22 protein-coding genes are annotated in these 25,427 nt (G+C 59.2%); all 22 read right to left on the reverse strand.

Annotated features, from left to right (window positions below):
• Nucleotide 1 precedes the first annotated feature (1 nt).
• Nucleotides 2-712, reverse strand: coding sequence for a 2-C-methyl-D-erythritol 4-phosphate cytidylyltransferase (gene ispD, locus BLU46_RS09900; protein ID WP_063032889.1), 711 nt, complete (start codon nt 710-712; stop codon nt 2-4).
• Nucleotides 709-987 (reverse strand): cell division protein FtsB, encoded by a 279-nt coding sequence (ftsB, locus tag BLU46_RS09905; protein ID WP_003219292.1) that lies wholly within the window; start codon nt 985-987, stop codon nt 709-711. The genes ispD and ftsB overlap by 4 nt, the downstream gene beginning before the upstream one ends.
• Before the next feature lie 171 nt (nt 988-1,158).
• Entirely contained in the window at nt 1,159-2,448 is a 1,290-nt protein-coding gene (gene eno, locus BLU46_RS09910) for a phosphopyruvate hydratase (RefSeq protein ID WP_003219294.1), read from the reverse strand.
• Between the two features lie 157 nt (nt 2,449-2,605).
• Entirely contained in the window at nt 2,606-3,451 is an 846-nt protein-coding gene (gene kdsA / locus BLU46_RS09915; protein ID WP_003219295.1) for a 3-deoxy-8-phosphooctulonate synthase, read from the reverse strand.
• A gap of 5 nt (nt 3,452-3,456) precedes the next feature.
• Nucleotides 3,457-5,088, reverse strand: coding sequence for a CTP synthase (locus BLU46_RS09920; protein ID WP_003219298.1), 1,632 nt, complete (start codon nt 5,086-5,088; stop codon nt 3,457-3,459).
• 273 nt (nt 5,089-5,361) lie between these two features.
• Nucleotides 5,362-6,681 (reverse strand): tRNA lysidine(34) synthetase TilS, encoded by a 1,320-nt coding sequence (tilS, locus tag BLU46_RS09925; RefSeq protein ID WP_093201114.1) that lies wholly within the window; start codon nt 6,679-6,681, stop codon nt 5,362-5,364.
• Between the two features lie 174 nt (nt 6,682-6,855).
• A complete protein-coding gene (locus tag BLU46_RS09930) occupies nt 6,856-7,803 on the reverse strand; it encodes an acetyl-CoA carboxylase carboxyltransferase subunit alpha (RefSeq protein WP_010176746.1) in 948 nt (315 codons plus the stop codon).
• 139 nt (nt 7,804-7,942) lie between these two features.
• Nucleotides 7,943-11,464: a DNA polymerase III subunit alpha gene (dnaE, locus tag BLU46_RS09935; protein WP_063032894.1), complete on the reverse strand. Its 3,522-nt coding sequence runs from the start codon at nt 11,462-11,464 to the stop codon at nt 7,943-7,945.
• A 76-nt stretch (nt 11,465-11,540) separates the two neighbouring features.
• Nucleotides 11,541-12,173 (reverse strand): ribonuclease HII, encoded by a 633-nt coding sequence (gene rnhB, locus BLU46_RS09940; RefSeq protein WP_088423009.1) that lies wholly within the window; start codon nt 12,171-12,173, stop codon nt 11,541-11,543.
• Nucleotides 12,170-13,309 (reverse strand): lipid-A-disaccharide synthase, encoded by a 1,140-nt coding sequence (gene lpxB / locus BLU46_RS09945; RefSeq protein WP_093201119.1) that lies wholly within the window; start codon nt 13,307-13,309, stop codon nt 12,170-12,172. The genes rnhB and lpxB overlap by 4 nt, the downstream gene beginning before the upstream one ends.
• 2 nt (nt 13,310-13,311) lie before the next feature.
• Complete coding sequence (gene lpxA, locus BLU46_RS09950; RefSeq protein WP_063032900.1) at nt 13,312-14,088, reverse strand: acyl-ACP--UDP-N-acetylglucosamine O-acyltransferase; 777 nt, start codon at nt 14,086-14,088, stop codon at nt 13,312-13,314.
• On the reverse strand, nt 14,085-14,525 hold the full coding sequence (gene fabZ / locus BLU46_RS09955) for a 3-hydroxyacyl-ACP dehydratase FabZ (protein WP_003219309.1): 441 nt from the start codon (nt 14,523-14,525) through the stop codon (nt 14,085-14,087). Before fabZ ends, lpxA begins: the two co-directional genes overlap by 4 nt.
• A 110-nt stretch (nt 14,526-14,635) precedes the next feature.
• Complete coding sequence (lpxD, locus tag BLU46_RS09960; RefSeq protein ID WP_063032902.1) at nt 14,636-15,691, reverse strand: UDP-3-O-(3-hydroxymyristoyl)glucosamine N-acyltransferase; 1,056 nt, start codon at nt 15,689-15,691, stop codon at nt 14,636-14,638.
• Nucleotides 15,692-15,694: 3 nt separating this feature from the next.
• Entirely contained in the window at nt 15,695-16,198 is a 504-nt protein-coding gene (locus tag BLU46_RS09965) for an OmpH family outer membrane protein (protein WP_003219314.1), read from the reverse strand.
• 45 nt (nt 16,199-16,243) lie between these two features.
• On the reverse strand, nt 16,244-18,631 hold the full coding sequence (bamA, locus tag BLU46_RS09970; RefSeq protein WP_063032904.1) for an outer membrane protein assembly factor BamA: 2,388 nt from the start codon (nt 18,629-18,631) through the stop codon (nt 16,244-16,246).
• A gap of 74 nt (nt 18,632-18,705) precedes the next feature.
• Nucleotides 18,706-20,058: a sigma E protease regulator RseP gene (gene rseP, locus BLU46_RS09975; RefSeq protein ID WP_063032906.1), complete on the reverse strand. Its 1,353-nt coding sequence runs from the start codon at nt 20,056-20,058 to the stop codon at nt 18,706-18,708.
• A 53-nt stretch (nt 20,059-20,111) separates the two neighbouring features.
• Nucleotides 20,112-21,302, reverse strand: a complete 1,191-nt coding sequence (gene ispC, locus BLU46_RS09980) for a 1-deoxy-D-xylulose-5-phosphate reductoisomerase (protein ID WP_017479412.1) — start codon at nt 21,300-21,302, stop codon at nt 20,112-20,114.
• Nucleotides 21,299-22,105 carry a phosphatidate cytidylyltransferase gene (locus tag BLU46_RS09985; RefSeq protein WP_093201122.1) on the reverse strand — a complete coding sequence of 269 codons (807 nt, stop codon included), beginning with the start codon at nt 22,103-22,105 and terminating at the stop codon, nt 21,299-21,301. Before BLU46_RS09985 ends, ispC begins: the two co-directional genes overlap by 4 nt.
• Nucleotides 22,105-22,860 (reverse strand): polyprenyl diphosphate synthase, encoded by a 756-nt coding sequence (uppS, locus tag BLU46_RS09990; protein WP_003219323.1) that lies wholly within the window; start codon nt 22,858-22,860, stop codon nt 22,105-22,107. The genes BLU46_RS09985 and uppS overlap by 1 nt, the downstream gene beginning before the upstream one ends.
• A gap of 17 nt (nt 22,861-22,877) precedes the next feature.
• The gene (gene frr / locus BLU46_RS09995) at nt 22,878-23,435 is read right to left on the reverse strand and encodes a ribosome recycling factor (protein WP_093201127.1); all 558 of its coding nucleotides are present in this window, start codon (nt 23,433-23,435) and stop codon (nt 22,878-22,880) included.
• A complete protein-coding gene (pyrH, locus tag BLU46_RS10000; RefSeq protein ID WP_003219327.1) occupies nt 23,432-24,175 on the reverse strand; it encodes a UMP kinase in 744 nt (247 codons plus the stop codon). Before pyrH ends, frr begins: the two co-directional genes overlap by 4 nt.
• A gap of 210 nt (nt 24,176-24,385) precedes the next feature.
• Nucleotides 24,386-25,249 carry a translation elongation factor Ts gene (gene tsf / locus BLU46_RS10005; protein ID WP_008432237.1) on the reverse strand — a complete coding sequence of 288 codons (864 nt, stop codon included), beginning with the start codon at nt 25,247-25,249 and terminating at the stop codon, nt 24,386-24,388.
• Nucleotides 25,250-25,427: the final 178 nt, after the last annotated feature.

The raw sequence follows: 25,427 nt of genomic DNA on the forward strand, positions 1-25,427 counted from the left end.
GTCAGGAAGACTGGAAAGCCCGGCGCTGGCGCAGCCATTCAAGGTCTTCCGGGCGGGTGACCTTGAGGTTGTCGCTGCGGCCTTCAATCAGGCGTGGCGCGTGCCCGGCCCATTCCATGGCCGAGGCTTCGTCGGTGATGACCACGTCCGAGACCAGGCTGTCGGCCAAGGCCCGGTGCAGCGCGCCAAGGCGGAACATCTGCGGGGTGTAAGCCTGCCAGATCGGCGTGCGATCGACTGTTTCCAACACGCGCCCGTGCTTGTCGGCGCGCTTGAGGGTGTCCCGCGCCGGCACGGCCAGCAGCCCCCCCACGCTGTCGTCGGCCAGTTCGAAGAGCAACTTGTCCAGGTCATCGCGGCTGAGGTTCGGCCGGGCGGCGTCATGCACCAGCACCCAATCGTCATCGCTGGCGCCCTGGCTGTGCAGGTAAAGCAACGCATTGAGCACCGAGCCCGAGCGCTCTTCGCCGCCGTCCACCCGCGTAATGCGGGGATCGGTGGCGCAAGCCAGGTTCGGCCAATAAGGGTCGTCGACAGCAAGACTGACCACCAGCCCCTTGAGACCCGGATGATCGAGGAAACAGCCAAGGCTGTGTTCGAGAATAGTGCGCCCGCCCAGTTGCAAGTATTGCTTGGGGCGGTCCGCGGCCATACGGGCACCCACGCCCGCGGCAGGAATCACGGCCCAGAAGGCCGGTGACGAAAGGCTCATTGGGCCAACTGGTAGAGGGTCTCGCCCTCCTTGACCATGCCCAACTCATGGCGAGCCCGTTCTTCAACGGTCTCCATGCCTTTTTTCAGTTCAAGCACTTCGGCATCGAGCACGCGATTGCGCTCCAGCAACACCTCGTTTTCGGCGTGCTGTGCGGCAATTTGCTGGGTCAGTTCGGTGACCTGCGCCAAGCTGCCATTCCCCACCCATAGGCGGTACTGCAGGCCAGCCAGCAGCAAGAGCAAGACGAGGAACAACCAATTGGGACTGCGCATCGAATATCGGGTATCCAGTGAAAAAAGACAGCCATGCAAAACTTTTGAAGCAACTGATAGCACGAAGCCTGGAATAACCAGGCTTGTGCTTGATAGCCAAGAGATTAGCGCCGAAATTCACGCTGTCGTGATTTTTCCGACGTAATCCGCAGACCTTTTACCATTTAACAATCAGCCGCGAAACTCGCTGCGACCGTTGTACTTGGCTTTACCGCCCAGTTGCTCTTCGATACGCAGCAATTGGTTGTACTTGGAAACGCGATCGGAACGGCACAGGGAACCGGTCTTGATCTGCCCAGCCGAAGTGCCCACGGCCAGGTCGGCAATGGTCGAATCTTCGGTTTCGCCGGAGCGGTGGGAGATCACGGCAGTGTAGCCCGCAGCCTTGGCCATCTGGATGGCTTCCAGGGTTTCGGTCAGGGTGCCGATCTGGTTGAACTTGATCAGGATCGAGTTGGCGATCTTCTTGTCGATGCCTTCTTTCAGGATCTTGGTGTTGGTCACGAACAGGTCGTCGCCTACCAGCTGGATCTTCTCGCCGATCTTGTCGGTCAGCACTTTCCAGCCAGCCCAGTCGGACTCGTCCAGGCCGTCTTCGATCGAGATGATCGGGTAGCGCTCGGTCAGGCCCTTGAGGTAATCAGCAAAACCTTCCGAGGTGAATACGTGGCCTTCACCGGACAGGTTGTACTTGCCGTCTTCGTAGAATTCGCTGGCCGCGCAGTCCAGGGCCAGGGTCACGTCAGTGCCCAGCTTGTAGCCAGCGTTGGCCACGGCTTCGGAGATCACTTTCAGTGCATCTTCGTTGGACGCCAGGTTCGGCGCGAAGCCACCTTCGTCACCCACGGCAGTGCTCAGGCCACGGGCCTTCAGTACAGCCTTGAGGTGGTGAAAAATCTCGGTGCCCATGCGCAGGCCTTCGGAGAAGGTCTTGGCGCCAACCGGCTGCACCATGAATTCCTGGATGTCGACGTTGTTATCAGCGTGCTCGCCACCGTTGATGATGTTCATCATCGGAACCGGCATCGAGTAAACACCCGGGGTACCGTTCAGGTTGGCAATGTGGGCGTACAGCGGCAGGTCCTGGTCCTGCGCAGCAGCCTTGGCGGCAGCCAGGGACACGGCGAGGATGGCGTTAGCGCCGAGGCTGCCTTTGTTTTCGGTACCGTCGAGCTTGATCATCGCGTGATCGAGGGCTTTCTGGTCCAACGGATCCTTGCCCAGCAGCAGGTCGCGGATCGGGCCATTGATGTTGGCGACTGCCTTGAGTACGCCCTTGCCCAGGTAACGGCTCTTGTCGCCATCACGCAGTTCCAGTGCTTCGCGGGAACCTGTGGAAGCACCGGACGGCGCGCAGGCGCTGCCGATGATGCCGTTATCGAGAAGCACGTCGGCTTCGACGGTAGGGTTGCCACGGGAGTCGAGAACTTCACGACCTTTGATGTCGACGATTTTTGCCATTGTTGTAAACACTCCAAAGTTGACGAAAACGACGCAGCTGAAGGAAATCTTTTGACCGACCGCAAGGGTGGAACAACGGGGCAGGCTTGCAGGCGACAAGGCTCAGGCCCGGGGGCCTGAGCGTTTAGCGTGGGATACTTTACCGGAGAAATGGCAGTTACGCGGTCTCTACCGTCGGAAAACTCTTGACCAGGTCGTCCAACTGCTTCAACTGGGCCAGGAATGGCTCCAGCTTGTCCAGGCGCAGGGCGCATGGGCCGTCGCACTTGGCGTTGTCCGGGTCCGGGTGGGCTTCCAGGAACAAACCTGCCAGGGACTGGCTGATACCGGCCTTGGCCAGGTCCAGTACCTGGGCACGGCGCCCGCCAGCGGAATCGGCACGACCACCGGGCATTTGCAGCGCGTGGGTCACGTCGAAGAACACCGGGTATTCGAACTGTTTCATGATGCCGAAACCGAGCATGTCCACCACGAGGTTGTTGTAGCCGAAGCTCGAACCACGCTCGCAGAGGATCAACTGGTCGTTACCCGCTTCCACGCACTTGTTCAGGATGTGTTTCATTTCCTGGGGCGCGAGGAACTGGGCTTTCTTGATATTGATCACAGCGCCGGTCTTGGCCATCGCGACCACGAGGTCGGTCTGGCGCGACAGGAAGGCCGGCAACTGGATGATGTCGCACACCTCGGCGACCACGGCAGCCTGCTCAGGCTCGTGGACGTCGGTGATGATCGGCACGCCGAAGGCTTGCTTGATGTCCTGGAAGATCCGCATGCCTTCTTCAAGGCCCGGGCCGCGGTAGGAGGTCACGGACGAACGGTTGGCCTTGTCGAAGCTGGCCTTGAACACGTAAGGGATACCGAGTTTCTCGGTCACCTTCACGTACTCTTCACAGACCTGCATCGCCATGTCGCGGCTTTCCAGCACGTTCATGCCGCCGAACAGCACCATGGGCTTGTCGTTGGCAATCTCGATGTCGCCTACGCGAATGATCTTCTGGGCCATCAGGTTTACGCCTTCTTCTGATGTTGCGTCAGTGCTGCTTTAACGAAGCCGCTGAACAACGGGTGACCGTCGCGCGGGGTCGATGTGAACTCCGGGTGGAACTGGCAAGCCACGAACCATGGATGATCCGGTGCTTCAACCACTTCAACCAGTGCGCCATCACCGGAACGACCGGAGATTTTCAGGCCGGCTTCCATGATTTTCGGCAGCAGGTTGTTGTTCACTTCGTAGCGGTGACGGTGACGCTCGACGATCACGTCCTTACCGTAGCAATCGTGAACCAGCGAACCCGGCTCCAGCAGGCAATCCTGCGCGCCAAGGCGCATGGTGCCGCCCAGGTCGGAAGCTTCGGTACGGGTTTCGACGGCGCCGGTGGCATCTTCCCACTCGGTGATCAGGCCCACGACCGGATGACCGCTGGTGCGATCGAACTCGGTGGAGTTGGCATCTTTCCAGCCCATGACGTTACGAGCGAACTCGATGACCGCCACTTGCATGCCCAGGCAGATACCCAGGTACGGCACCTTGTTCTCACGAGCGTACTGGACGGCAGTGATCTTGCCTTCCACGCCACGCAGACCGAAGCCGCCCGGAACCAGGATGGCGTCAACGCCTTCCAGCAACGCAGTGCCCTGGTTCTCGATGTCTTCGGAGTCGATGTAGCGCAGGTTGACCTTGGTACGGTTGCTGATGCCCGCGTGGCTCATCGCTTCGATCAGCGACTTGTAGGCGTCCAGCAGCTCCATGTACTTGCCGACCATGGCGATGGTGACTTCATGCTCAGGGTTGAGCTTGGCGTCGACCACGGCTTCCCACTCGGACAGATCGGCGCCGCCACACTGCAGGCCGAAACGCTCGACGACAAAATCATCCAGGCCCTGGGAATGCAGGATGCCCGGGATCTTGTAGATGGTGTCGGCGTCTTCCAGGGCGATCACCGCACGTTCTTCAACGTTGGTGAACTGGGCGATCTTGCGACGGGACGCGATGTCGATCGCGTGGTCGGAGCGGCACACCAGCACGTCCGGCTGCAGGCCGATGGAACGCAGTTCCTTGACCGAGTGCTGGGTAGGCTTGGTTTTGGTTTCGCCGGCGGTGGCGATGTACGGCACCAGTGTCAGGTGCATCAGCATCGCGCGCTTGGCGCCGACTTCGAAACGCAACTGGCGAATGGCTTCGAGGAACGGTTGGGACTCGATGTCACCCACGGTGCCACCGATCTCGACCATCGCCACGTCGGCATCGCCTGCACCCTTGATGATGCGGCGCTTGATTTCGTCGGTGATGTGCGGGATCACCTGGATGGTTGCACCCAGGTAGTCACCACGGCGCTCCTTGCGCAGCACGTGCTCGTAGACACGGCCGGTGGTGAAGTTGTTGTTCTGGGTCATGGTCGTGCGGATGAACCGCTCGTAGTGGCCCAGGTCCAGGTCGGTCTCGGCGCCGTCGTGAGTGACGAACACTTCACCGTGCTGGAACGGGCTCATGGTGCCCGGGTCAACGTTGATGTACGGGTCCAGCTTGAGCATGGTGACCTTAAGTCCCCGCGCCTCCAGGATGGCCGCCAATGAAGCGGAGGCAATGCCTTTCCCCAATGAAGAAACAACACCGCCCGTGACGAATATGTAGCGCGTCATGAAAAACCCTAGAAGTCTGCGTTAAAGCGGTCCGAGCCGCCGGGGAAAGCGAAGGAAGGCCGAAGCCCCCGATCACCTGCATTAATCACAGTGCACCTTTCAAAAAAACCGCCGCGTTGTGACAGACCAGCAATGAAACACCGGTACGTTGATCGCTACACATTTTTTGGAATCGCCCAGCAAAGACTGCTTGGTAATCGGCAACTGCTGCGATTCAGGCGAATCCACAGAAGTTGTATCAAGAAGGGAGCGTAGTCTACCGGAAAGGCTCTATCAGCTCAAACCTTGATCGCAGGTTGGTGGCATCCAATGTAATTGCCAGTCGGTACCGCCACTTGCCGCAAGCCCCGGCAGGTTGGCCACAGCCAGCAATTGTTGGCCCTGATACAGCAGCGGCAATCTGCCACGGATGAAGCCTGGCACGGCACTTTCGTTAAGCAACCGCTTCAGGTCACGCCGGCCCCGGCCTGGCAATTCCATGATTTCGCCGCCTTGGCGATAACGGATGCTCAGGGGACCTTCGGGTGCGCTGCCGCTGAAGTGCAGTTGGCCGTTACCGGGTAACTGTAGTGGGTTTTGTGGCTGTGACCAGCTCACCGATGCGTCAGAAAAATCCGACCAACTGGCGGGTAACCACCAGATATGCCCACCGCAACGGTGCAATTGACCGTCGGCCAGACGCCACAGCGGCTGTGCGTCTTCCTTGGCGTCGCGCAGGGTCGCCCAGCCGGCCCAGTGCTCGCTGTCGGGCAAGCGTGTCAGCGGTGTCAGCCAGTGCATGAGTGCGTTGCGCTGGCGGGCCTCGGAGAGCGCGGCAAGCGGTTCAAGGGTCAGTGAGGGCAATACGAGCCAGGGAAACGCCGGGGGCTGGCTGGCGGTCAGCAGGTCCATTTGTGCCAGTTCGTCGAGCAAGCCCTGGGCTTCGCTCAAATGTTCGGCGCTGCGGGCCATGGTACTGACGGCTTGGGGCCAACGTTCGATCAGGCGCGGGAAAACATGGTGGCGCAGGTAATTGCGGGAGAAACGCGGATCGGCGTTGGACGGGTCTTCAATCCAGTCCAATTGATGCTCGCGGGCGTAGGCTTCCAGATCGGCGCGGGATACATGCAGCAAGGGCCGCACCAAGTAGCCACCCGCCAATGGACGCTGCACAGGCATCGCCGCCAGCCCACGCACGCCGCCCCCACGCAGCAAGCGAAACAACAAGGTTTCAGCTTGATCGTCGCGGTGCTGGCCCGTGATTAGCAACTCCCCTGCCCCGGTGACCTCGGCAAACGCTTGATACCGCGCCTCACGGGCGGCGCGTTCCAGGCTCGCGCCGGGTCGCACCTGCACGCGGATCACTTGCAGGGGAACGCCCAGGGCGTCGCACACAGCCCGGCAATGCGCCGGCCACGCGTCAGCCGCAGCTTGCAGCCCATGATGGACATGGATAGCACTGAGTGGCGGGAGTGTGTCGGTTTTGGCCAGAGTGGCCAGAAGGTGCAGCAGGACGGTGGAGTCGAGGCCGCCGGAGAAGGCGATATGCCAGGCCGGAGCGCTGCGCCAGGGGGCGAGGATTTGCAGAAGTTTGGCGGTCAAGGTGGGCTTCATAGCAAAGTACGCCATCAATCCGGAATGCGATAACCCAGCATACACAAAGCAAATGTGGGAGCCGGGCTTGCCCGCGATGCAGCCAACTCGGTTTATCTAGTGCACCGAGTTGATGCTATCGCAGGCAAGCCAGCTCCCACACAAGCCCGCTCCCGCATTTGGCAACGCGTCGGCTTAGAGACCGTAGCTCATCAGTCGCTCGTAACGACGGGCCAGCAGCGCCTCGTTGTCGAACTTCTTGAGCATCGCCAGTTGCGAGCTGAGTTCAGCACGAATGGTCGCGGCAGCGGCAGCCGGGTCACGGTGGGCGCCGCCCAATGGCTCGGCGATCACTTTGTCCACGATACCCAGGCCTTTCAGGCGATCTGCGGTGATGCCCATGGCTTCAGCGGCATCCGGCGCTTTCTCGGCGGTTTTCCACAGGATCGAGGCGCAACCTTCCGGCGAGATCACCGCGTAGGTCGAATATTGCAGCATGTTCAGTTGGTCGCAGACGCCAATGGCCAGCGCACCGCCGGAACCGCCTTCGCCGATCACGGTAGCGATGATCGGAGTCTTCAGGCGAGCCATCACCCGCAGGTTCCAGGCAATCGCTTCGCTTTGGTTGCGCTCTTCAGCGTCGATACCCGGGTAGGCGCCCGGGGTGTCGATGAAGGTCAGGATCGGCATCTTGAAGCGCTCGGCCATTTCCATCAGGCGGCAAGCCTTGCGGTAGCCTTCGGGACGCGGCATGCCGAAGTTGCGACGGACTTTCTCACGCACTTCACGGCCTTTCTGGTGACCGATCACCATCACTGGCTGGTCGTCCAGGCGAGCGATACCGCCCACAATGGCGGCGTCGTCGGAGAAGTGACGGTCGCCGTGCAGTTCATCGAACTCGGTGAAGATGTGCTCGATGTAGTCCAGGGTGTACGGACGGCGCGGGTGGCGGGCCAGACGCGCGATCTGCCAGCTGGTCAGCTTGCCGAAGATGTCTTCGGTAAGAGTGCTGCTCTTGTCTTGCAGGCGAGCGATTTCATCGCCGATATTCAGCGAATTGTCATTGCCGACCAGGCGCAGCTCTTCGATCTTGGCTTGCAGGTCAGCGATCGGCTGTTCGAAATCAAGAAAATTCGGGTTCATAAGCGTCCGTCTTGGGTCGACGGCCAAGGGGTGCCTGGCCAGCCGGTTGTCTATTCGCGCCCTACCTTAAGGGAGAGGCGCGGTTAGGTCGAGATTAAATGTTCGGTCGAGATCAGGCGTTCTTTGTACGGCCTGACCGTCAACGGTATTGGAGGAAGACGTTGTCACGCCCGAACTGGTCACGCAATGCTTGAATCAAGCCATCAGCGGGATCAATTCGCCACGTCTCACCAAACTGCAACATCGCCTTGGCATCGTCGCGGGTGTACTCCATGGTCACCGGGCAGGCGCCACGGTGGCGTTTAAGCAAGTCACCCAACCAGCGTAGCTGATCGCCTTTGAGCGCATCGGTCTTGACCTTCAAGCGCAGGCTTTCGGCGAGGTTGGTGCGAGCATCTTCCATGCTCATCACGCGCTTGATCCGCAGGCGCAGGCCGCCGGAGAAGTCGTCGTTGCTGACCTCCCCTTCCACCACCACCATCGCGTCGGTCTGCAACAGCGACTGGGCGGAGTGGAATGCATCGGCAAACAGCGACGCTTCGATGCGGCCCGAGCGGTCGTCGAGGGTAATGAAACCCATCTTGTCGCCCTTTTTATTCTTCATCACCCGCAGCGCGATGATCATGCCCGCGACGGTCTGGGTGTCCCGCGCCGGCTTCAGGTCGATGATGCGCTGGCGGGCGAAACGCCGGATCTCACCTTCATACTCGTCAATCGGGTGACCAGTGAGGTACAGGCCCAGGGTGTCCTTCTCTCCCTTGAGGCGCTCCTTGAGGGTCAGGTCCTTGGCCTTGCGATGGTTGGCGTAGACGTCGGCGTCTTCTTCGACGAACAGCCCGCCAAACAGGTCGGCGTGGCCGCTGTCGTGGGTGCGTGCGGTCTGTTCGGCGGCCTTGATCGCTTCTTCCATGGCGGTCAGCAATACCGCGCGATTGCGATCGATGTTGGCCTGGTAAGCCTTCGGCTCATCATGGAAGTACGGACCCAGACGATCCAGGGCACCGCTTCGGATCAAGCCATCCAGGGTACGTTTGTTGATGCGCTTGAGGTCGACCCGGGCGCAGAAGTCGAACAGGTCCTTGAACGGCCCGTCCTGACGCGCTTCGGTAATCGCCTCCACCGGGCCTTCGCCCACGCCCTTGATCGCGCCGAGACCATAAATGATGCGGCCTTCGTCGTTGACCGTGAACTTGAACTCGGAGGTGTTCACGTCCGGCGCGTCAAGGCGCAGCTTCATGGTCCGCACTTCTTCGATCAAGGTCACGACCTTGTCGGTGTTGTGCATATCCGCAGACAGTACCGCGGCCATGAACGGCGCCGGGTAGTGAGCCTTCAGCCAGGCCGTCTGGTACGACACCAGGCCGTAGGCGGCGGAGTGGGATTTGTTGAAGCCGTAACCGGCGAATTTCTCTACCAGGTCGAAGATGTTACCGGCCAGGTCAGCGTCGATGTTGTTGGTGGCGCAGCCCTCAATGAAACCACCGCGCTGCTTGGCCATCTCCTCGGGCTTTTTCTTACCCATGGCTCGACGCAGCATATCCGCGCCACCGAGGGTATAGCCGGCCATGACCTGAGCAATCTGCATCACCTGTTCTTGATACAGGATGATGCCGTAGGTCGGTGCCAGTACTGGCTTGAGGCCTTCGTACTGGTAGTCGGAGTGCGGGTAAGCCAGCTCGGCACGTCCGTGCTTACGGTTGATGAAGTCATCCACCATGCCTGATTGCAGCGGGCCCGGACGGAACAGGGCCACCAGTGCGATCAAGTCTTCCAGGCAGTCGGGCTTGAGCTTTTTGATCAGCTCTTTCATGCCGCGGGATTCAAGCTGGAACACGGCCGTGGTTTCAGCCTTTTGCAGCAGGCTGTAGGTCGGTTTGTCGTCCAGCGGGATAAACGCGATATCCAGCGGTGGCTCGTTGACCTTGGCGCGGTCCCGATTGATGGTCTTCAGCGCCCAGTCGATGATCGTCAGGGTCCGCAGGCCGAGGAAGTCGAACTTCACCAGGCCGGCCGCCTCCACGTCATCCTTGTCGAACTGGGTTACCAGGCCGTCGCCTTCTTCGTCGCAATAGATCGGCGAAAAGTCAGTCAGCTTGGTAGGCGCGATAACCACACCACCGGCGTGTTTACCGACGTTACGCACCACGCCTTCGAGCTTGCGCGCCATGTCCCAGATTTCGGCCGCTTCTTCATCGACCTTGATGAAGTCCCGCAGGATTTCTTCCTGCTCGTAGGCTTTTTCCAGGGTCATGCCGACTTCGAATGGAATCATCTTCGACAGTCGGTCAGCCAGGCCGTAGGACTTGCCCTGCACCCGGGCCACGTCGCGGATTACCGCTTTAGCCGCCATGGAACCGAAGGTGATGATCTGGCTTACGGCGTTGCGGCCGTATTTCTCGGCCACGTATTCAATAACCCGGTCGCGACCATCCATGCAGAAGTCGACGTCGAAGTCGGGCATCGATACCCGTTCCGGGTTAAGGAAACGTTCGAACAGCAGGTCATATTCCAGCGGATCGAGATCGGTGATCTTCTGCACATAGGCCACCAGCGACCCGGCACCCGATCCACGGCCTGGGCCCACTGGCACGCCGTTGCTTTTGGCCCACTGGATAAAGTCCATTACGATCAGGAAGTAACCGGGGAACCCCATCTGGATAATGATATCCAGCTCGAAATTCAGCCGGTCGACGTAGACCTGGCGCTTGGCTTCATAATCTTCAGTGGTGTCCTTGGGCAGCAGGACGCTCAGGCGTTCCTCCAGGCCGTCGAAGGACACCTTGCGGAAATACTCGTCGATGGTCATGCCATCGGGGATCGGGAAGTTGGGCAGGAAGTGCTTGCCCAGCTTCACTTCAATATTGCAGCGCTTGGCAATTTCGACGGAGTTTTCCAGGGCCTCGGGCAGGTCACTGAACAGCTCGGCCATTTCATCGGCGCTTTTGAGGTACTGCTCTTCGCTGTAGTTTTTCGAGCGGCGCGGATCGTCCAGCGCCCGGCCTTCGCCAATGCATACGCGGGTTTCGTGGGCCTCGAAGTCTTCCTTCTTGATAAAGCGCACATCGTTGGTCGCCACCAGCGGCGCACCAAGCTTTTCAGCCAGGGCCACGGCGGCGTGCAACTGTTCTTCATCGTTGGGGCGGTTGGTGCGCTGGATTTCCAGGTAGAAACGGTTGGGGAACACCTCCATCCACTCACGGGCGAGTACTTCTGCCTCGTGGGGATTGCCGCCCAACAGCGCGATGCCGATCTCACCCTCTTTGGCCGCCGAGAGCATGATCAGCCCTTCGCTGGCCTCGGCCACCCATTCGCGCTCGATGATGATCGAGCCGTTGCGCTGGCCATCGATGAAGCCACGGGAAATCAGTTCGGTGAGGTTGCGATAACCCACGCCGTTCATCGCCAACAGGCTGATGCGGCTCAATGGGTTATCCGGGTCTTTGTTCGACAGCCACAGGTCGGCGCCGCAGATCGGCTTGATGCCGGCGCCCATGGCGGCCTTGTAGAACTTGACCAGGGAGCACATGTTGTTCTGGTCAGTCACCGCCACGGCAGGCATGTTCATGCCCACCAGGGTTTTGACCAGGGGTTTGATCCGTACCAGGCCGTCGACCAGGGAGTATTCAGTGTGCAGGCGCAGGTGAACGAATGAAGCCGGCATAGTGATCCTGTCTAAAAACGTGGAGACAACAAGGCCCGGATTGTACCGGGCCTTGAGCAAAACATCAGCCTCGCGACTAAACCTCGCTGAGACTCTCCCGCGCTTCGTAAGCCTGGCGAACCGGGGCGAACGAGCGGCGGTGGATCGGGGTCGGGCCCAGCCGCGCCAAAGCTTCCAGATGAACGGGCGTTGGATAACCTTTGTGCCCGCCGATGCCGTAGCCCGGGTAGATCAATTCAAAAGCTGCCATTTCGCGATCTCGGCTGACCTTGGCCAGGATTGATGCAGCGGCAATCGCTGGCACCTTGCTGTCGCCCTTGACCACCGCTTCTGCGGGCATCGTCAGCTTCGGGCAGCGGTTGCCGTCAATCATCGCCATTTTGGGCGTGATGTGCAGGCCTTCAATGGCGCGCTGCATGGCCAGCATGGTGGCGTGCAGGATGTTCAGTTCGTCGATTTCTTCGACCTCGGCCCGGGCGATGTGCCAGCTGAGGGCTTTCTCACAGATCTCGTCGTAGAGCTTTTCACGACGGGCTTCGGTGAGTTTCTTCGAATCGTTCAGGCCGAGGATCGGGCGGTTCGGGTCGAGAATCACTGCGGCGGTGACGACTGCGCCGCACAGCGGGCCGCGACCGACTTCGTCAACACCGGCAACCAGATCAAGGGCATCGGCGACCAGGCTGAAATCCAGGCCCATTTGCGTCTTCATAGGGTTTCCTGTTTATGGCCGATCAAGGTCAGCACAGCGTCCGCCGCCTGGTTCGATGCGTCACGGCGCAAGGTGCGGTGGATTTCGTCGAAACCACGGGTTTGTTCTTCGCCGCCGTCGATCAGCGGGAGCATGGTTTGCGCCAAGGCTTCGGGCGTCGCGTCATCCTGTAGCAATTCGGGCACCAGCAGTCGCTGGGCCAGCAAATTGGGCAGCGAGATGTACGGGCTTTTGACCATACGCTTGAGAATCCAGTAGGTCAGCGGCGCCAGGCGATAGGCTACGACCATCGGGCGTTTGTAGAGCAAGGCCTCCAGGGTCGCGGTGCCGGAGGCGATCAGCACCGCATCGCACGCCGCCAGGGCCAGGTGCGAGCCGCCGTCGAGCAGGGTCAACGGCAAGTTGCGACCTACCAGCAGCTCTTCAATTTGCGCGCGACGCTGAGGGCTGGCGCACGGCAATACGAAGCGCACGCCCGGCTTCAGCGCTTGCAGACGTTCGGCAGCATCAAAAAACAGCGCGCCGAGACGACCGACTTCGCCACCACGGCTACCCGGCATCAAGGCGACCAACGGCCCGTCAGGCAAGCCCAGTTCGGCACGCGCCGCAGCACGATCCGCCTGGAGCGGGATGGTATCGGCCAAAGTGTGGCCAACAAACCGCACCGGCACGCCCTTCTCTTCGTAGAACCTGGCCTCGAACGGCAGCAGGGTCAGCATCAGGTCGCAGCCTTCGCGAATCTTCAGCACGCGCTTTTGCCGCCACGCCCACACGGACGGGCTGACGTAATGCACGGTCTTGATCCCGGCCTGACGCAACTTGAGTTCGATATTGAGGGTGAAGTCCGGAGCGTCGATTCCGATAAAGACGTCGGGCTTTTCTTCGATCAGGGTCTGGATCAGCTTTTTGCGGCGAGCCAGCAGCTCACGCAACCGGCCCAGCACTTCCACCAGCCCCATGACCGACAAGCGCTCCATGGGAAAGTAGGACGTGAGGCCTTCAGCCTGCATCAGCGGACCGCCGACACCAATGAATTCAACCGCCGGATGCTGGAGCTTGAGAGCCCGCATCAGGCCTGCACCGAGAATATCGCCGGAAGCTTCTCCGGCCACCAACGCTATACGCAGCTTGGCCATGATCAGCGGGTGATGCCGCGAGTCGACGACTGGATCGAGTCACGGAATATCGCGACTTCCGGAAACAATGTTGCGGGTTCCGTCAGTTCGATCAACGCCTGATCGACCGTCAACCCCTGGCGGTAAACCACCTTGTAGGCGCGGCGCAGGGCGTGAATGGCGTCTTCGCTGAAGCCCCGACGGCGCATGCCTTCGAAGTTCATGCTGCGGGCTTCGGCCGGGTTGCCGAATACCGTGACGAATGCCGGAACATCCTTACCAATGGCGGTACCCATGCCGGAAAAGCTGTGAGCGCCGATATGGCAGTACTGATGCACCAGGGTGAAGCCGGACAGGATCGCCCAATCATCAACATGCACGTGGCCGGCCAACGCGGTGTTGTTGACCAGGATGCAGTGGTTGCCGATGACGCTGTCATGGCCGATGTGCGCGTAGGCCATCACCAGGTTGTGATCACCCAGGGTGGTCTCGGCGCGGTCCTGAACGGTACCGCGGTGAATGGTCACGCCTTCACGGATGATATTGTGATCACCGATTACCAGACGCGTTTCTTCACCCTTGTACTTCATGTCCGGGGTGTCTTCGCCTATCGATGAGAACTGATAGATGCGGTTGTGTTTGCCAATGCGCGTCGGGCCTTTGAGGATCACATGCGGCCCGATGACTGTTCCCTCGCCGATTTCCACACCTGCGCCGACGATCGACCAAGGGCCGACCTCAACGTCGGCGGCCAGTACGGCCGTCGGATCGATGATTGCGCGAGGGTCAATCAAACTCATAGTTTGCGTTCCGCACAGATGATTTCAGCCGAGCACACCGGCTTGCCGTCGACCGAAGCCTGGCATTCAAACTTCCAGATCTGGCGCTTGCAGCTGATGAACTTGGCTTCCAGGATCAACTGGTCACCCGGGGTAACCGGGTTGCGGAAGCGCAGTTTGTCGGAGCCCACGAAATAGTAGAGCGTGCCATCGGCAGGCTTCAGGTCGAGCATTTTGAAACCAAGGATACCGGCAGCCTGGGCCATCGCTTCGATGATCAATACGCCTGGCATGATGGGATGCGCAGGGAAGTGACCGTTGAAGAACGGTTCGTTGATGCTGACATTCTTGTAGGCACGAATGCGCTTTTCCTCAACATTGAGGTCCGTCACACGGTCCACCAGCAGGAACGGGTAACGGTGAGGCAGGTATTCGCGAATCTCGTTGATGTCCATCATTTCGGGGGGAAGCCTGTAATAAAGATTGGGAGCGTGCGGACTAAGGCACGCCCCTCTAGCAAATCAAGGAGGCAGTCTAGCGGCTGTGCACACTTGATATGGAAATGGTATCAGCCATCTGATGAAGCATTACCGCCAGGGGTCACGTCCCCAACACGCTTTTCCAGATGTTTCAGGCGTCGAGCGATATCGTCGAGTTGCCTCAGACGCGCCGCGCTCTTGCGCCATTCGGCCGCAGGCTGCATGGCCGTACCGGATGAATAGGACCCAGGTTCGGTAATCGAATGGGTCACCATGGTCATGCCGGTGATGAATACGTTGTCGCACACTTCGATATGGCCCACCAGGCCAACACCGCCGGCGAGCATGCAATGCTTGCCGATCTTGGTGCTGCCGGAGATCCCCACGCAGGCGGCCATGGCGGTGTGATCGCCAATCTGCACGTTGTGGGCGATCTGAATCTGGTTATCCAGTTTCACGCCGTTACCAATGACGGTATCGGCCAATGCCCCGCGGTCAACAGCGGTGTTGACGCCAATTTCAACGTCATCGCCGATCAACACACCGCCCACTTGGGCAATCTTGTGCCAGACACCCTTCGAGTTAGCGAAGCCGAAGCCCTCGCCGCCGATCACGGCACCTGACTGAATCACCACACGCTCACCAATACGCACGTCGTGGTACAGGGTCACACGCGGGGCCAGCCAGCCACCGGCACCAATCTCGCTGCGGGCGCCGATAAAGCACTGAGCACCCACCGTTACGCCCGGTCCGATACGGGCGCCGCTTTCGATCACCACAAAAGCACCGATGCTCGCGGCAGGGTCAACCTGCGCGTCATCCGCGATCACCGCCGAAGGATGGATACCGGCGGCTGCCTTGGGTTTTGGATCGAACAGGTGCGATGCCCGGGCATACGCCAGGTACGGGTCGGCAACAACCAGCGCATCCCCGGCAAACCCTTCGGCATCAGCAGCCTTCAGCAACACGGCCGCGGCGCGGCTGTCGCCCAGGTATTTACGGTATTGAGGATTTGCCAGGAAGCTCAACTGAGCTGGGCCAGCCTCCTGCAAGGTGGCTAGCCCAGTGATTTCCTTCTCCGGAGAGCCACTCAAGGTGGCACCCAGGAACTCGGCCAATTGGCCGAGCTTGATAGTCGCAGTCATGGCTTACTTCAGCTGATTCATGCGCTCGATCACCTGACGGGTGATGTCGTACTGAGGTTTAACGTCGATGACTGCACCGCGTTCGAATACCAGGTCAAAGGCACCTTTCTTGATGACTTCTTCCACAGCGCTGTCGAGTTTCGGCTTGAGCTGCTTGAGCATTTCGCGGTCAGCAACAGCCTTGGCTTCGTTCAGTTCCTTGGACTGGAACTGGTAGTCACGGGCCTTTTGCTTGAATTCAAGCTCCAGACGCTCGCGCTCGCCTTGCTGCATCTTGTCGCCACCGGCTACCAGACGATCCTGGATGCCCTTGGCGCTGCTTTCCAGCGTCTTCAGCTTGGTCAGCTGAGGACCGAATTTCTTCTCGGCATCTACGGCATATTTCTTGGCCGCATCGGATTCCAGCAGGGCCATCTGATAGTTCAGAACGGCAATTTTCATTTCGGCAAAGGCCGGGGTCGCTACCAGGACAGTCGCCAGGAGAACCAATTGAGTCAACTTACGCACGATGCACTCCTACAGAATCCGTTGTCATTATCTTGGGTCAGACGCTTAGAACGTCTGGCCGAGGGAGAATTGGAAAATCTGGGTTTCAGCGTTATCCGGTTTCTTGACCGGCATGGCCAGAGCAAAGCTCAACGGGCCAAGAGCAGTAACCCAAGTCACACCGACACCGACAGAGCTTGCCAGGTTGCTGAAGCTCACATCGTTACACTGGGTGTTGGACTTCGAGCCATTCGGGTTGGTGACCTGTTCGCACTTGGAGTCGAACACGTTACCCACATCCCAGAAGACCGAAGTACGCAGGGAACGTTGATCTTTCACGAATGGCAGCGGGAACAGGATTTCCGCACCACCCTGGATCAATACGTTACCACCGAATGGCAGCGGGTCGTTGTCCGAGTCAGCCACTGTACCTTGGTTACCCGTTACACCCACACCACGGCTCGGTGTACCACGAGGCCCCAGGGTGCTGTCCTTGAAGCCACGTACCGAGTTGAAACCACCCGCATAGTAGTTCTCATAGAACGGCAAGCCGCTGGTCGAACCGTAACCGTCGCCATAACCCAGTTCGGTGTGCAGGCGCATGGTGTAGTTTTCGCTCAATGGCTGGAACAACTGGCCACGGTAATCAAGCTTGAAGAACGACAGGTCGCTGCCCGGCGTGGTTGCTTCCAGAGTCAAGCTCTGGGAATGGCCACGGGTTGCCAACACACCTTTGTTCAGAGTCGATTCCGACCAGCCGGCCGAAGCCTTGAAGTTCAGGAACTGGTCGCCTTCTTTACGCACGAAGTTGAAGATCTCATCCACGGTGTACACACCGGTCTTGATCTTGTCCTGTTGCGCGGTCAGGCCGAAGGTCAGACGCGAGGTCTCACTGATCGGGTAACCAATGTTGGCGCCAACACCCAGGCTGTCGATGGCATAGCTTGCAACGTCAACGTCGAGGTCTTTGTAGTCGGTTGTGCGGTAGAAGGCGTTGTAGCCCAGGCTCACACCGTCAGCTGTCCAGTAGGGGTCGACATAACCGAAGTTATAGCGGCTCTGGTATTCGCTTCGGGTCAGGCCGATGGAAACCTTGTTACCGGTACCGAGGAAGTTGTTCTGGGTGATCGAACCACCGAGGATCAGACCGGCACTCTGGGCGAAACCGACGCTGGCGGTAATCGAACCGGAGGCTTGCTCTTCTACGGCGTAGTTCACGTCAACCTGGTCATCCACGCCCGGTACAGCCGGGGTTTCAACGTTGACTTCCTTAAAGAAGCCCAGGCGCTCAAGGCGAACCTTGGACTGGTCGATCAGGTAAGTCGATGCCCAGCCACCTTCCATCTGACGCATTTCGCGACGCAGGACTTCGTCAGCAGACTTGGTGTTGCCACGGAAGTTGATGCGGTTCACGTAGGCACGCTTGCCCGGGTCTACGACGAAGGTGATGTCTACGGTATGGTCTTCGTCGTGCGGGGTCGGTACGCCGTTGACGTTGGCGAAGGTATAGCCTTCGTTACCCAGGCGACGGGTGATCAGTTCGGACGTGGTGGTCATCAGCTTGCGCGAGAACACCTGGTCTTTCTGCACCAGCAACAGCGACTTGACCTGGTCTTCAGGCACTTTCAAGTCACCGCTGAGCTTGACGTCACGAACCTTGTACTTCTCGCCTTCGTTGACGTTGACAGTGATATAGACGTGCTTCTTGTCCGGGGTGATGGACACCTGGGTCGAAGCGATATCCATGTTGATATAGCCACGGTCCAGGTAGTAGGAACGCAGGCGCTCCAGGTCACCGGACAGTTTTTCGCGGGCGTACTTGTCATCGTTCTTGAAGAACGAGAGCCAGTTGGTGGTCTTGAGCTCGAACAGGTCGATCAGGTCGTCATCGGAGAACTTGGTGTTACCCACCACGTTGATGTGCTGGATCGCCGCCACGGTGCCTTCGTTGATGTTGACCTTCAGGCCAACGCGGTTACGCGGCTGCGGCACCACTTCGGTCTCGACGGTTGCCGAGTAACGGCCCTGGGCAACGTACTGGCGTTGCAGCTCGTTACGCACGCCTTCGAGGGTGGCACGCTGGAAGATCTCGCCTTCGGCAAGGCCCGATTGCTTGAGGCCTTTCATCAAGTCTTCAGTGGAGATCGCCTTGTTGCCTTCGATCTCGATACTGGCGACAGAAGGCCGCTCGACGACGGTGATGACGAGGACGTTACCTTCGCGACCCAGTTGGATATCTTGAAAGAACCCGGTTTTGAACAGCGCACGAGTGGATTCCACCAGGCGACGGTCATCAGCCTGTTCCCCGACGTTCAACGGCAAGGCACCAAAGACGCTACCCGCGGAAACCCGCTGGAGGCCGTTGACGCGAATATCGGAGATGGTGAAGGACTCGGCGTGAACTTCGGCGATCATCAATACGGTGAGAACCGCAGTTAGCAGCAGACGTTTCATGAAGTCCTTTCTTATTCCAACTGGCAATAAACAAACTGCCGCAAAATGCGGCAGATTCGCAATTCAGCGAAGCGTTACAGTCGTCCCAGATCGTTGACCAGAGCTAACAACATCACCCCGACCACCAAACTGATACCGATCTGTATCCCCCAACCCTGCACCCGATCCGACAAGGGGCGACCACGCGCCCACTCGACCAGATAAAACAACAGATGCCCCCCATCCAATACTGGAATGGGCAACAAATTCAGAACCCCAAGGCTAATACTCAGATAAGCCAGGAAATTCAGGAAATCTACAACGCCCGACTGGGCAGAAGCGCCCGCCACTTTAGCAATGGTTATCGGTCCACTCAAGTTTTTTACCGAGAGCTCGCCGAACAACATTTTCTTGAGGGAATCGAGGGTCAGCACACTCATGGTCCAGGTGCGTCTCGCACCCTCGCCAATTGCCGCCAACGGCCCGAAACTGACCTCTCGCACCATCGAAGGTGGCCACTCGACACCTTTCACACCGGCACCCAGGTAACCCCCGGCTGCCTTGGCCTCCCCGCGAACCGCCAGGGTCACAGGGACGTCGATTTGAGCACCATCGCGCTCAACTTTCAGCACAATTTTGGTATCTGGACGCACACGTACCAGGTCGACCACCTGCTGCCAGTCATTCAGTGCCTGGCCATCGAGGGCCAACAGGCGATCGCCGGTTTTCAGACCTGCGGCCTGGGCCGGCCCTTTCGGATCCAGCTCTGCCAGCACCGGCGGCAAGGCCGGACGCCACGGACGGATGCCCAGGGACTTGATCGGATCAGGCTCATCGGAGCCCTTCAGCCAGTGGTCCAGGGCCAGCTCGCGCGGGGTTTCGGCGGTGGAGTCCTGATCGCGCACCACCAGCTTCACGATGCCGCTTTCACCCAAGCGACGCACCAACTGCAGATTGACCGCCCCCCAACCGGTGGTTGGCTCGCCATCAACTGAAACAATTTCCTGCCCGGCGATCAGGCCCGCCTTGGCCGCCATGCTGTCCGCCTCGACCGCACCAATAACCGGACGCACTTGCTGGCTCCCCAGCATGGCCAGGACCCAGAAAAACACCATCGCCAACAGGAAGTTGGCGATAGGGCCTGCCGCAACGATGGCAATGCGCTGACGAACGGTCTTGCGATTAAAGGATTGGTCCAACTGATCAGCCGGCACTTCACCTTCGCGCTCATCGAGCATTTTGACGTAGCCGCCCAACGGGATGGCCGCAATCACAAACTCGGTGCCACGACGGTCGTGCCAGCGCAGCAACGGCATGCCGAAGCCTACGGAGAAGCGCAGCACCTTGACGCCGCAACGACGCGCGACCCAGAAATGGCCGAACTCGTGGAAGGTGACCAGCACACCCAGAGCAACCAGGGTGCCGACAATCATGTAGAGCGCACTCATCTAATTTCTCCGCCTTTCAATCCAGTGCCTGAAGGCTCAAACACGCCTAAAGACTAACGCGCATTGCGGTTCAACCACTGCTCAGCCAAGGCCCGGGCCTTTGCATCCGCTTCGAACACCGCACCCAGATCATTCACGGCGACGACGGGCTCAAGGTTTAAAACGTCCTCGATCATACTCGCGATCTGCGGAAAGCGGATGCGCCGGTCCAGAAACGCCGCCACAGCCACTTCATTGGCCGCATTCAGCATCGCCGGGGCGCTGTTACCTGCCTCGGCAGCTTGCCGCGCAAGACGCAGGCAAGGGAAGCGTTGCTCGTCGGGCGCTTCGAAGTCCAGACGGGCGATGGCAAACAGATCCAACGGCGCAACACCCGAATCAATCCGCTCCGGCCACGCCAGGGCATTGGCGATCGGCGTGCGCATGTCCGGATTGCCCAACTGGGCCAATACCGAGCCATCCACGTAATCCACCAGGGAATGAATCACACTTTGCGGGTGGATCACCACCTCGACCTGATCCGGCCGGGCATCGAACAGCCAGCAGGCCTCGATCAGCTCCAGGCCCTTGTTCATCATGCTCGCCGAGTCCACCGAGATCTTGCGCCCCATGGACCAGTTCGGATGAGCGCATGCCTGGTCGGGAGAAACATGCTCCAGATCGGCCAACGGTGTCTGCCGGAAAGGACCGCCAGAAGCTGTCAGCAGAATCCGGCGTACACCGACCTGGCTCAGCCCACGGGCAAAGTCACCGGGCATGCATTGGAAAATCGCGTTGTGTTCGCTGTCCAGCGGCAGCAGCACGGCGCCGCTCTTGCGCACCGCCTGCATAAAGAGCGCACCGGACATCACCAGCGCTTCTTTATTGGCCAGCAGAATCTTCTTGCCTGCATCAACGGCGGCCAGGGTCGGACGCAAGCCGGCAGCACCGACAATCGCCGCGACGACGGTGTCGACATCAGGGTCAGCCGAAACCTGACACAACCCCTCCTCCCCCACCAACACCTGAGTCGCCAGGCCTGCAGCGCGCAGGTCATCCTGCAAACCACGTGCAACTGCCGCTTCGGGCACCACTGCGTATTGCGGTGCGTGCCGTATACACAGTGCCAGCAGTTCGCTCAGGCGACTGAAGCCGGTCAATGCGAATACTTGATAACGCTCGGGATGACGGGCAATCACATCCAGGGTGCTTAGCCCCACCGAGCCGGTGGCGCCCAGCACGGTCACCTGTTGCAGGCGGCTCACGAGGCAGCCATCCACAGCAGTACGGCAAAGATCGGGATCGCGGCGGTCAGGCTGTCGATACGGTCCAGAACACCACCGTGACCCGGCAGCAGGTTACTGCTGTCCTTGATCCCGGCCTGGCGCTTGAACATGCTTTCAGTCAGGTCACCGACCACCGAGATGAACACGACCACGGCCGCACCCACCAGGGACAGCAGCATTTCCTTGACGGTCCAGCCACGCACCACACCGACCACCAGGGTAATCACCAGGGTCAGCGCCAGGCCGCCATACACCCCTTCCCAGCTTTTACCCGGGCTGACAGCCGGCGCCAGCTTGCGCTTGCCGAAGGCACGACCAGAGAAGTAGGCGCCGATATCAGCCCCCCACACCAACACCATCACCGCCATGATCAGCCAGTTACCCAACTGCATCTGCTTGATGTAGACCAGCCCCTGCCAGGCAGGCAGCAAAATCAAAAGACCGATCACCAGTTTGCAGGCGACACTGGACCAGTGGCCGCTGGTGCCCGGATACGTCAGCACCAGATAGGTCGCCAACGCCCACCACAACACCGCCGCACCCAGTACCCAGGGTGCCAAGTCCGGCAGGATGTACATCAGGAACATCAACACCGCCACGACAGCGGCGTACACCACACGCGGCAACTGCGCGGCGAAACCAGCGAGGCGCGCCCATTCCCAGGCACCGAGTGCCACCACCAGGCCAATGAACAGTGCGAAGTTTGCACCTTCAAGCAGGAAAAACCCGCACAGGGCAATAGGCAGCAGGATCAGCGCCGTGATGATTCGTTGTTTAAGCATTAAACCCGGGCTCCAGCTTCGATCTGCTCGCTCGTTTTACCGAAGCGACGCTGACGGGAAGCGAAATCGGCCAGCGCATTGCGCATGGCATCGTGTTTGAAGTCCGGCCAGAACAGGTCGGAGAAGTACAGTTCGGTATAGGCCAACTGCCACAACAGGAAGTTGCTGATGCGATGGTCGCCACCGGTACGAATACACAGGTCGGGTAATGGCAGGTCGCCGGTCACCAGACAGGTTTGTAACAGCTCGGGCGTGATGTCTTCCGGGCGCAGATGGCCGGCCTGCACTTCCCGCGCCAGGCGCTGCGCTGCCTGGGCAATATCCCACTGGCCGCCGTAGTTGGCTGCGATCTGCAGCACAAAACGGTTGCTGCCGGCAGTGATCGCCTCAGCTTCGCGCATGGCCGCTTGCAGCTCCGGATGGAACCGCGAACGGTCGCCGATGATGCGCAGGCTGATGTTGTTCTCGTTCAGGCGCTTGGCCTCACGACGCAATGCCTTGAAGAACAGGTCCATCAAGGCACTGACTTCCTCGGCCGGGCGCTGCCAGTTTTCACTGGAGAACGCGAACAGGGTCAACACCTCGACCTTGGCCTCGGCACACACCTCGATCACGGCACGCACAGCATCGACACCCGCTTTATGCCCGGCAACGCCTGGCATAAAGCGCTTCTTCGCCCAGCGATTATTCCCGTCCATGATGATCGCGACATGGCGCGGCACCACGGAGGGCACAGTCTGCTTGGTCTTTTCCATGAAGGCGTCCTGACCCCTTATACGGCCATCAGGTCCTTTTCTTTATCTTCCGTGGCCTTGGTGATCTGGGCCTCGGCATCTTTAGTCAGCTTATCGATATCGGCGACGGCGCGACGCTCTTCGTCTTCGCTGATTTCCTTGTCCTTGACCAGCTTCTTCAGGTCACCCAAGGCATCACGACGAATGTTGCGCACCGCAACACGTGCGTCTTCCGCTGCACTGCGCGCCTGCTTGGTCAAGCCCTTGCGGGTTTCTTCGGTCAGGGCAGGCATGGAGATCAGCAGCAATTCGCCCAGGTTGGTCGGATTGAGGTTCAGGCCGGCGCTCTGGATAGCCTTGTCGACGGCGCCAAGCATGTTGCGCTCAAAGGCCACGACTTGCAGGGTGCGCGAATCTTTTACAGTGATGTTGGCCACTTGAGTGATGGAGGTATCAGCGCCGTAGTACGGCACCATCACGCTGCCCAGAATGCTTGGGTGGGCCTTGCCGGTACGAATCTGACCAAATGCATGGTTCAGAGACTCCAGGGATTTCTGCATGCGCTCTTGAGCGTCTTTCTTGATTTCGTTGATCATTGTTCAATTTCCTCGATCAGAGTCCCTTCCGCGCCGCCATGTACGATGTTCAGCAGGGCGCCGGGCTTGTTCATGTTAAATACGCGCAGCGGCATCTTGTGGTCGCGGCACAAGCAAATAGCCGTCAGGTCCATCACACCCAGCTTGCGATCCAGCACTTCATCATAAGTCAGATGATCGAACTTCTCGGCATGCGGGTCTTTGAATGGGTCCGCAGTGTAAACACCGTCAACCTTGGTGGCCTTGAGCACCACGTCCGCGTTGATCTCGATACCACGCAGGCAGGCTGCCGAATCGGTGGTAAAGAACGGGTTGCCGGTACCGGCAGCAAAAATCACTACTTCCTTGGCATCCAGGTGGCGCATGGCTTTGCGACGATCATAGTGATCCGTTACGCCAACCATGGAAATAGCCGACATCACGATAGCGGTGATATTGGCGCGCTCGAGGGCGTCACGCATCGCCAGGGCGTTCATCACAGTGGCCAGCATGCCCATGTGGTCGCCTGTCACCCGATCCATGCCGGCAGCGCTCAGCGCCGCACCGCGGAAAAGGTTGCCGCCGCCGATCACCAGACCGACCTGAACACCGATACCGACCAACTGGCCGACTTCCAGCGCCATGCGATCGAGTACCTTGGGATCGATCCCAAACTCTTCCGAGCCCATCAGGGCCTCGCCGCTAAGCTTGAGTAGAATGCGTTTATAGCGAGCCTGATGACCACTGCCCTGCTGAGCCATTGCGAATCTCTCCTGCGGCGTATTTTTTGAAAATTCTTGGCAAGCCGTTTACGGCCTGCGTTCACTCTAGCTTGACGCTTTCACAGCGCCATCGGAACACGGCTTTGTAAGCCAGTTCCAAAGGGAAACCAATAAAATTGATCACCCCATTTGAAAAGAGGCTGCGCGCGTAAGCGGGCAGCCTCTTTTGGGCGACAGTTAAAAACCGTCTTACTTCTTGGTGGCAGCCAGCTGGGCAGCAACTTCTTCAGCGAAGTTGTCGACCGGCTTCTCGATGCCGTCGCCTACTTTGTAGTAGGTGAAGGAAACGATTTCAGCACCAGCTTTCTTGGCCAGTTCGCCAACCTTGATTTCAGGGTTCTTGACGAACGCCTGCTCAACCAGGGAAGCCTCAGCCAGGAACTTGCTGATACGGCCTTTAACCATGTTTTCAACGATGTTTTCAGGCTTACCTTTGATTTTTTCTTCGTTCAGCTGCAGGAACACGGCTTTCTCGCGTTCGATGGCTTCAGCAGAAACTTCCGATGGCAGCAGGAATTCAGGGTTGCTGGCCGCTACGTGCATAGCGATGTCTTTGGCCAGTTCAACGTTGCCGCCTTTCAGGGCAACCACAACACCGATCTTGTTGCCGTGCAGGTAAGCACCCACAACATCACCTTCAACGCGGGTCAGACGACGAATGTTAACGTTCTCGCCTACTTTACCCACCAGAACCAGACGATCAGCTTCTTGAGCTTCGATCAGCGGAGCGGCGTCGGTCAGTTTGTCAGCGAACGCTTTTTCAACGCTGGCAGCGACGAAGTTTTTGAAGTCGTCTTGCAGGGCCAGGAAGTCGGTCTGCGAGTTAACTTCCAGGATAACGGCGGATTTGCCGTCTTCCTTGATTGCGATAGCGCCTTCAGCAGCGACGTTGCCTGCTTTCTTGGCAGCCTTGATGGCGCCCGAAGCACGCATGTCATCAATGGCTTTTTCGATGTCGCCGCCGGCCTTGGTCAAGGCCTTTTTGCAATCCATCATGCCTTCGCCGGTACGCTCACGCAGTTCTTTAACCAACGCTGCAGTAATCTCTGCCATTTTCAAAATCCTCTTGGATAGGTTTTCAACCATTCCACCCGATTGAACGGGCGATCAATTCTTCCCGAACCACCCTTGTAGGCCGCTGCACGTTACAGATGTTGTAGCTGCGCTGCCGACAAATGGTTTTCGAGGTGGCAAAAAGGGGGCCAAGCCCCCTTTTTGCTTACTGAGTCAA

The organism is Pseudomonas yamanorum (assembly GCF_900105735.1).
GTDB classification, from domain to species: Bacteria; Pseudomonadota; Gammaproteobacteria; order Pseudomonadales; family Pseudomonadaceae; genus Aquipseudomonas; species Aquipseudomonas yamanorum.

Excerpts from the sequence above, each read along its gene's own strand:
- ispD (WP_063032889.1), bottom strand. The coding sequence starts at position 712 with ATGAGCCTTTCGTCACCGGCCTTCTGGGCCGTGATTCCTGCCGCGGGC.
- rseP (WP_063032906.1), bottom strand. The coding sequence starts at position 20,058 with ATGAGTGCGCTCTACATGATTGTCGGCACCCTGGTTGCTCTGGGTGTG.
- lpxD (WP_063032902.1), bottom strand. The coding sequence starts at position 15,691 with ATGACTGCGACTATCAAGCTCGGCCAATTGGCCGAGTTCCTGGGTGCC.
- tsf (WP_008432237.1), bottom strand. The coding sequence starts at position 25,249 with ATGGCAGAGATTACTGCAGCGTTGGTTAAAGAACTGCGTGAGCGTACC.
- bamA (WP_063032904.1), bottom strand. The coding sequence starts at position 18,631 with ATGAAACGTCTGCTGCTAACTGCGGTTCTCACCGTATTGATGATCGCC.
- rnhB (WP_088423009.1), bottom strand. The coding sequence starts at position 12,173 with ATGAAGACGCAAATGGGCCTGGATTTCAGCCTGGTCGCCGATGCCCTT.
- BLU46_RS09920 (WP_003219298.1), bottom strand. The coding sequence starts at position 5,088 with ATGACGCGCTACATATTCGTCACGGGCGGTGTTGTTTCTTCATTGGGG.
- uppS (WP_003219323.1), bottom strand. The coding sequence starts at position 22,860 with ATGGAAAAGACCAAGCAGACTGTGCCCTCCGTGGTGCCGCGCCATGTC.
- tilS (WP_093201114.1), bottom strand. The coding sequence starts at position 6,681 with ATGAAGCCCACCTTGACCGCCAAACTTCTGCAAATCCTCGCCCCCTGG.
- pyrH (WP_003219327.1), bottom strand. The coding sequence starts at position 24,175 with ATGGCTCAGCAGGGCAGTGGTCATCAGGCTCGCTATAAACGCATTCTA.
- fabZ (WP_003219309.1), bottom strand. The coding sequence starts at position 14,525 with ATGATGGACATCAACGAGATTCGCGAATACCTGCCTCACCGTTACCCG.
- frr (WP_093201127.1), bottom strand. The coding sequence starts at position 23,435 with ATGATCAACGAAATCAAGAAAGACGCTCAAGAGCGCATGCAGAAATCC.
- lpxA (WP_063032900.1), bottom strand. The coding sequence starts at position 14,088 with ATGAGTTTGATTGACCCTCGCGCAATCATCGATCCGACGGCCGTACTG.
- ftsB (WP_003219292.1), bottom strand. The coding sequence starts at position 987 with ATGCGCAGTCCCAATTGGTTGTTCCTCGTCTTGCTCTTGCTGCTGGCT.
- dnaE (WP_063032894.1), bottom strand. The coding sequence starts at position 11,464 with ATGCCGGCTTCATTCGTTCACCTGCGCCTGCACACTGAATACTCCCTG.
- kdsA (WP_003219295.1), bottom strand. The coding sequence starts at position 3,451 with ATGGCCCAGAAGATCATTCGCGTAGGCGACATCGAGATTGCCAACGAC.
- lpxB (WP_093201119.1), bottom strand. The coding sequence starts at position 13,309 with ATGGCCAAGCTGCGTATAGCGTTGGTGGCCGGAGAAGCTTCCGGCGAT.
- BLU46_RS09930 (WP_010176746.1), bottom strand. The coding sequence starts at position 7,803 with ATGAACCCGAATTTTCTTGATTTCGAACAGCCGATCGCTGACCTGCAA.
- eno (WP_003219294.1), bottom strand. The coding sequence starts at position 2,448 with ATGGCAAAAATCGTCGACATCAAAGGTCGTGAAGTTCTCGACTCCCGT.
- BLU46_RS09985 (WP_093201122.1), bottom strand. The coding sequence starts at position 22,105 with ATGCTTAAACAACGAATCATCACGGCGCTGATCCTGCTGCCTATTGCC.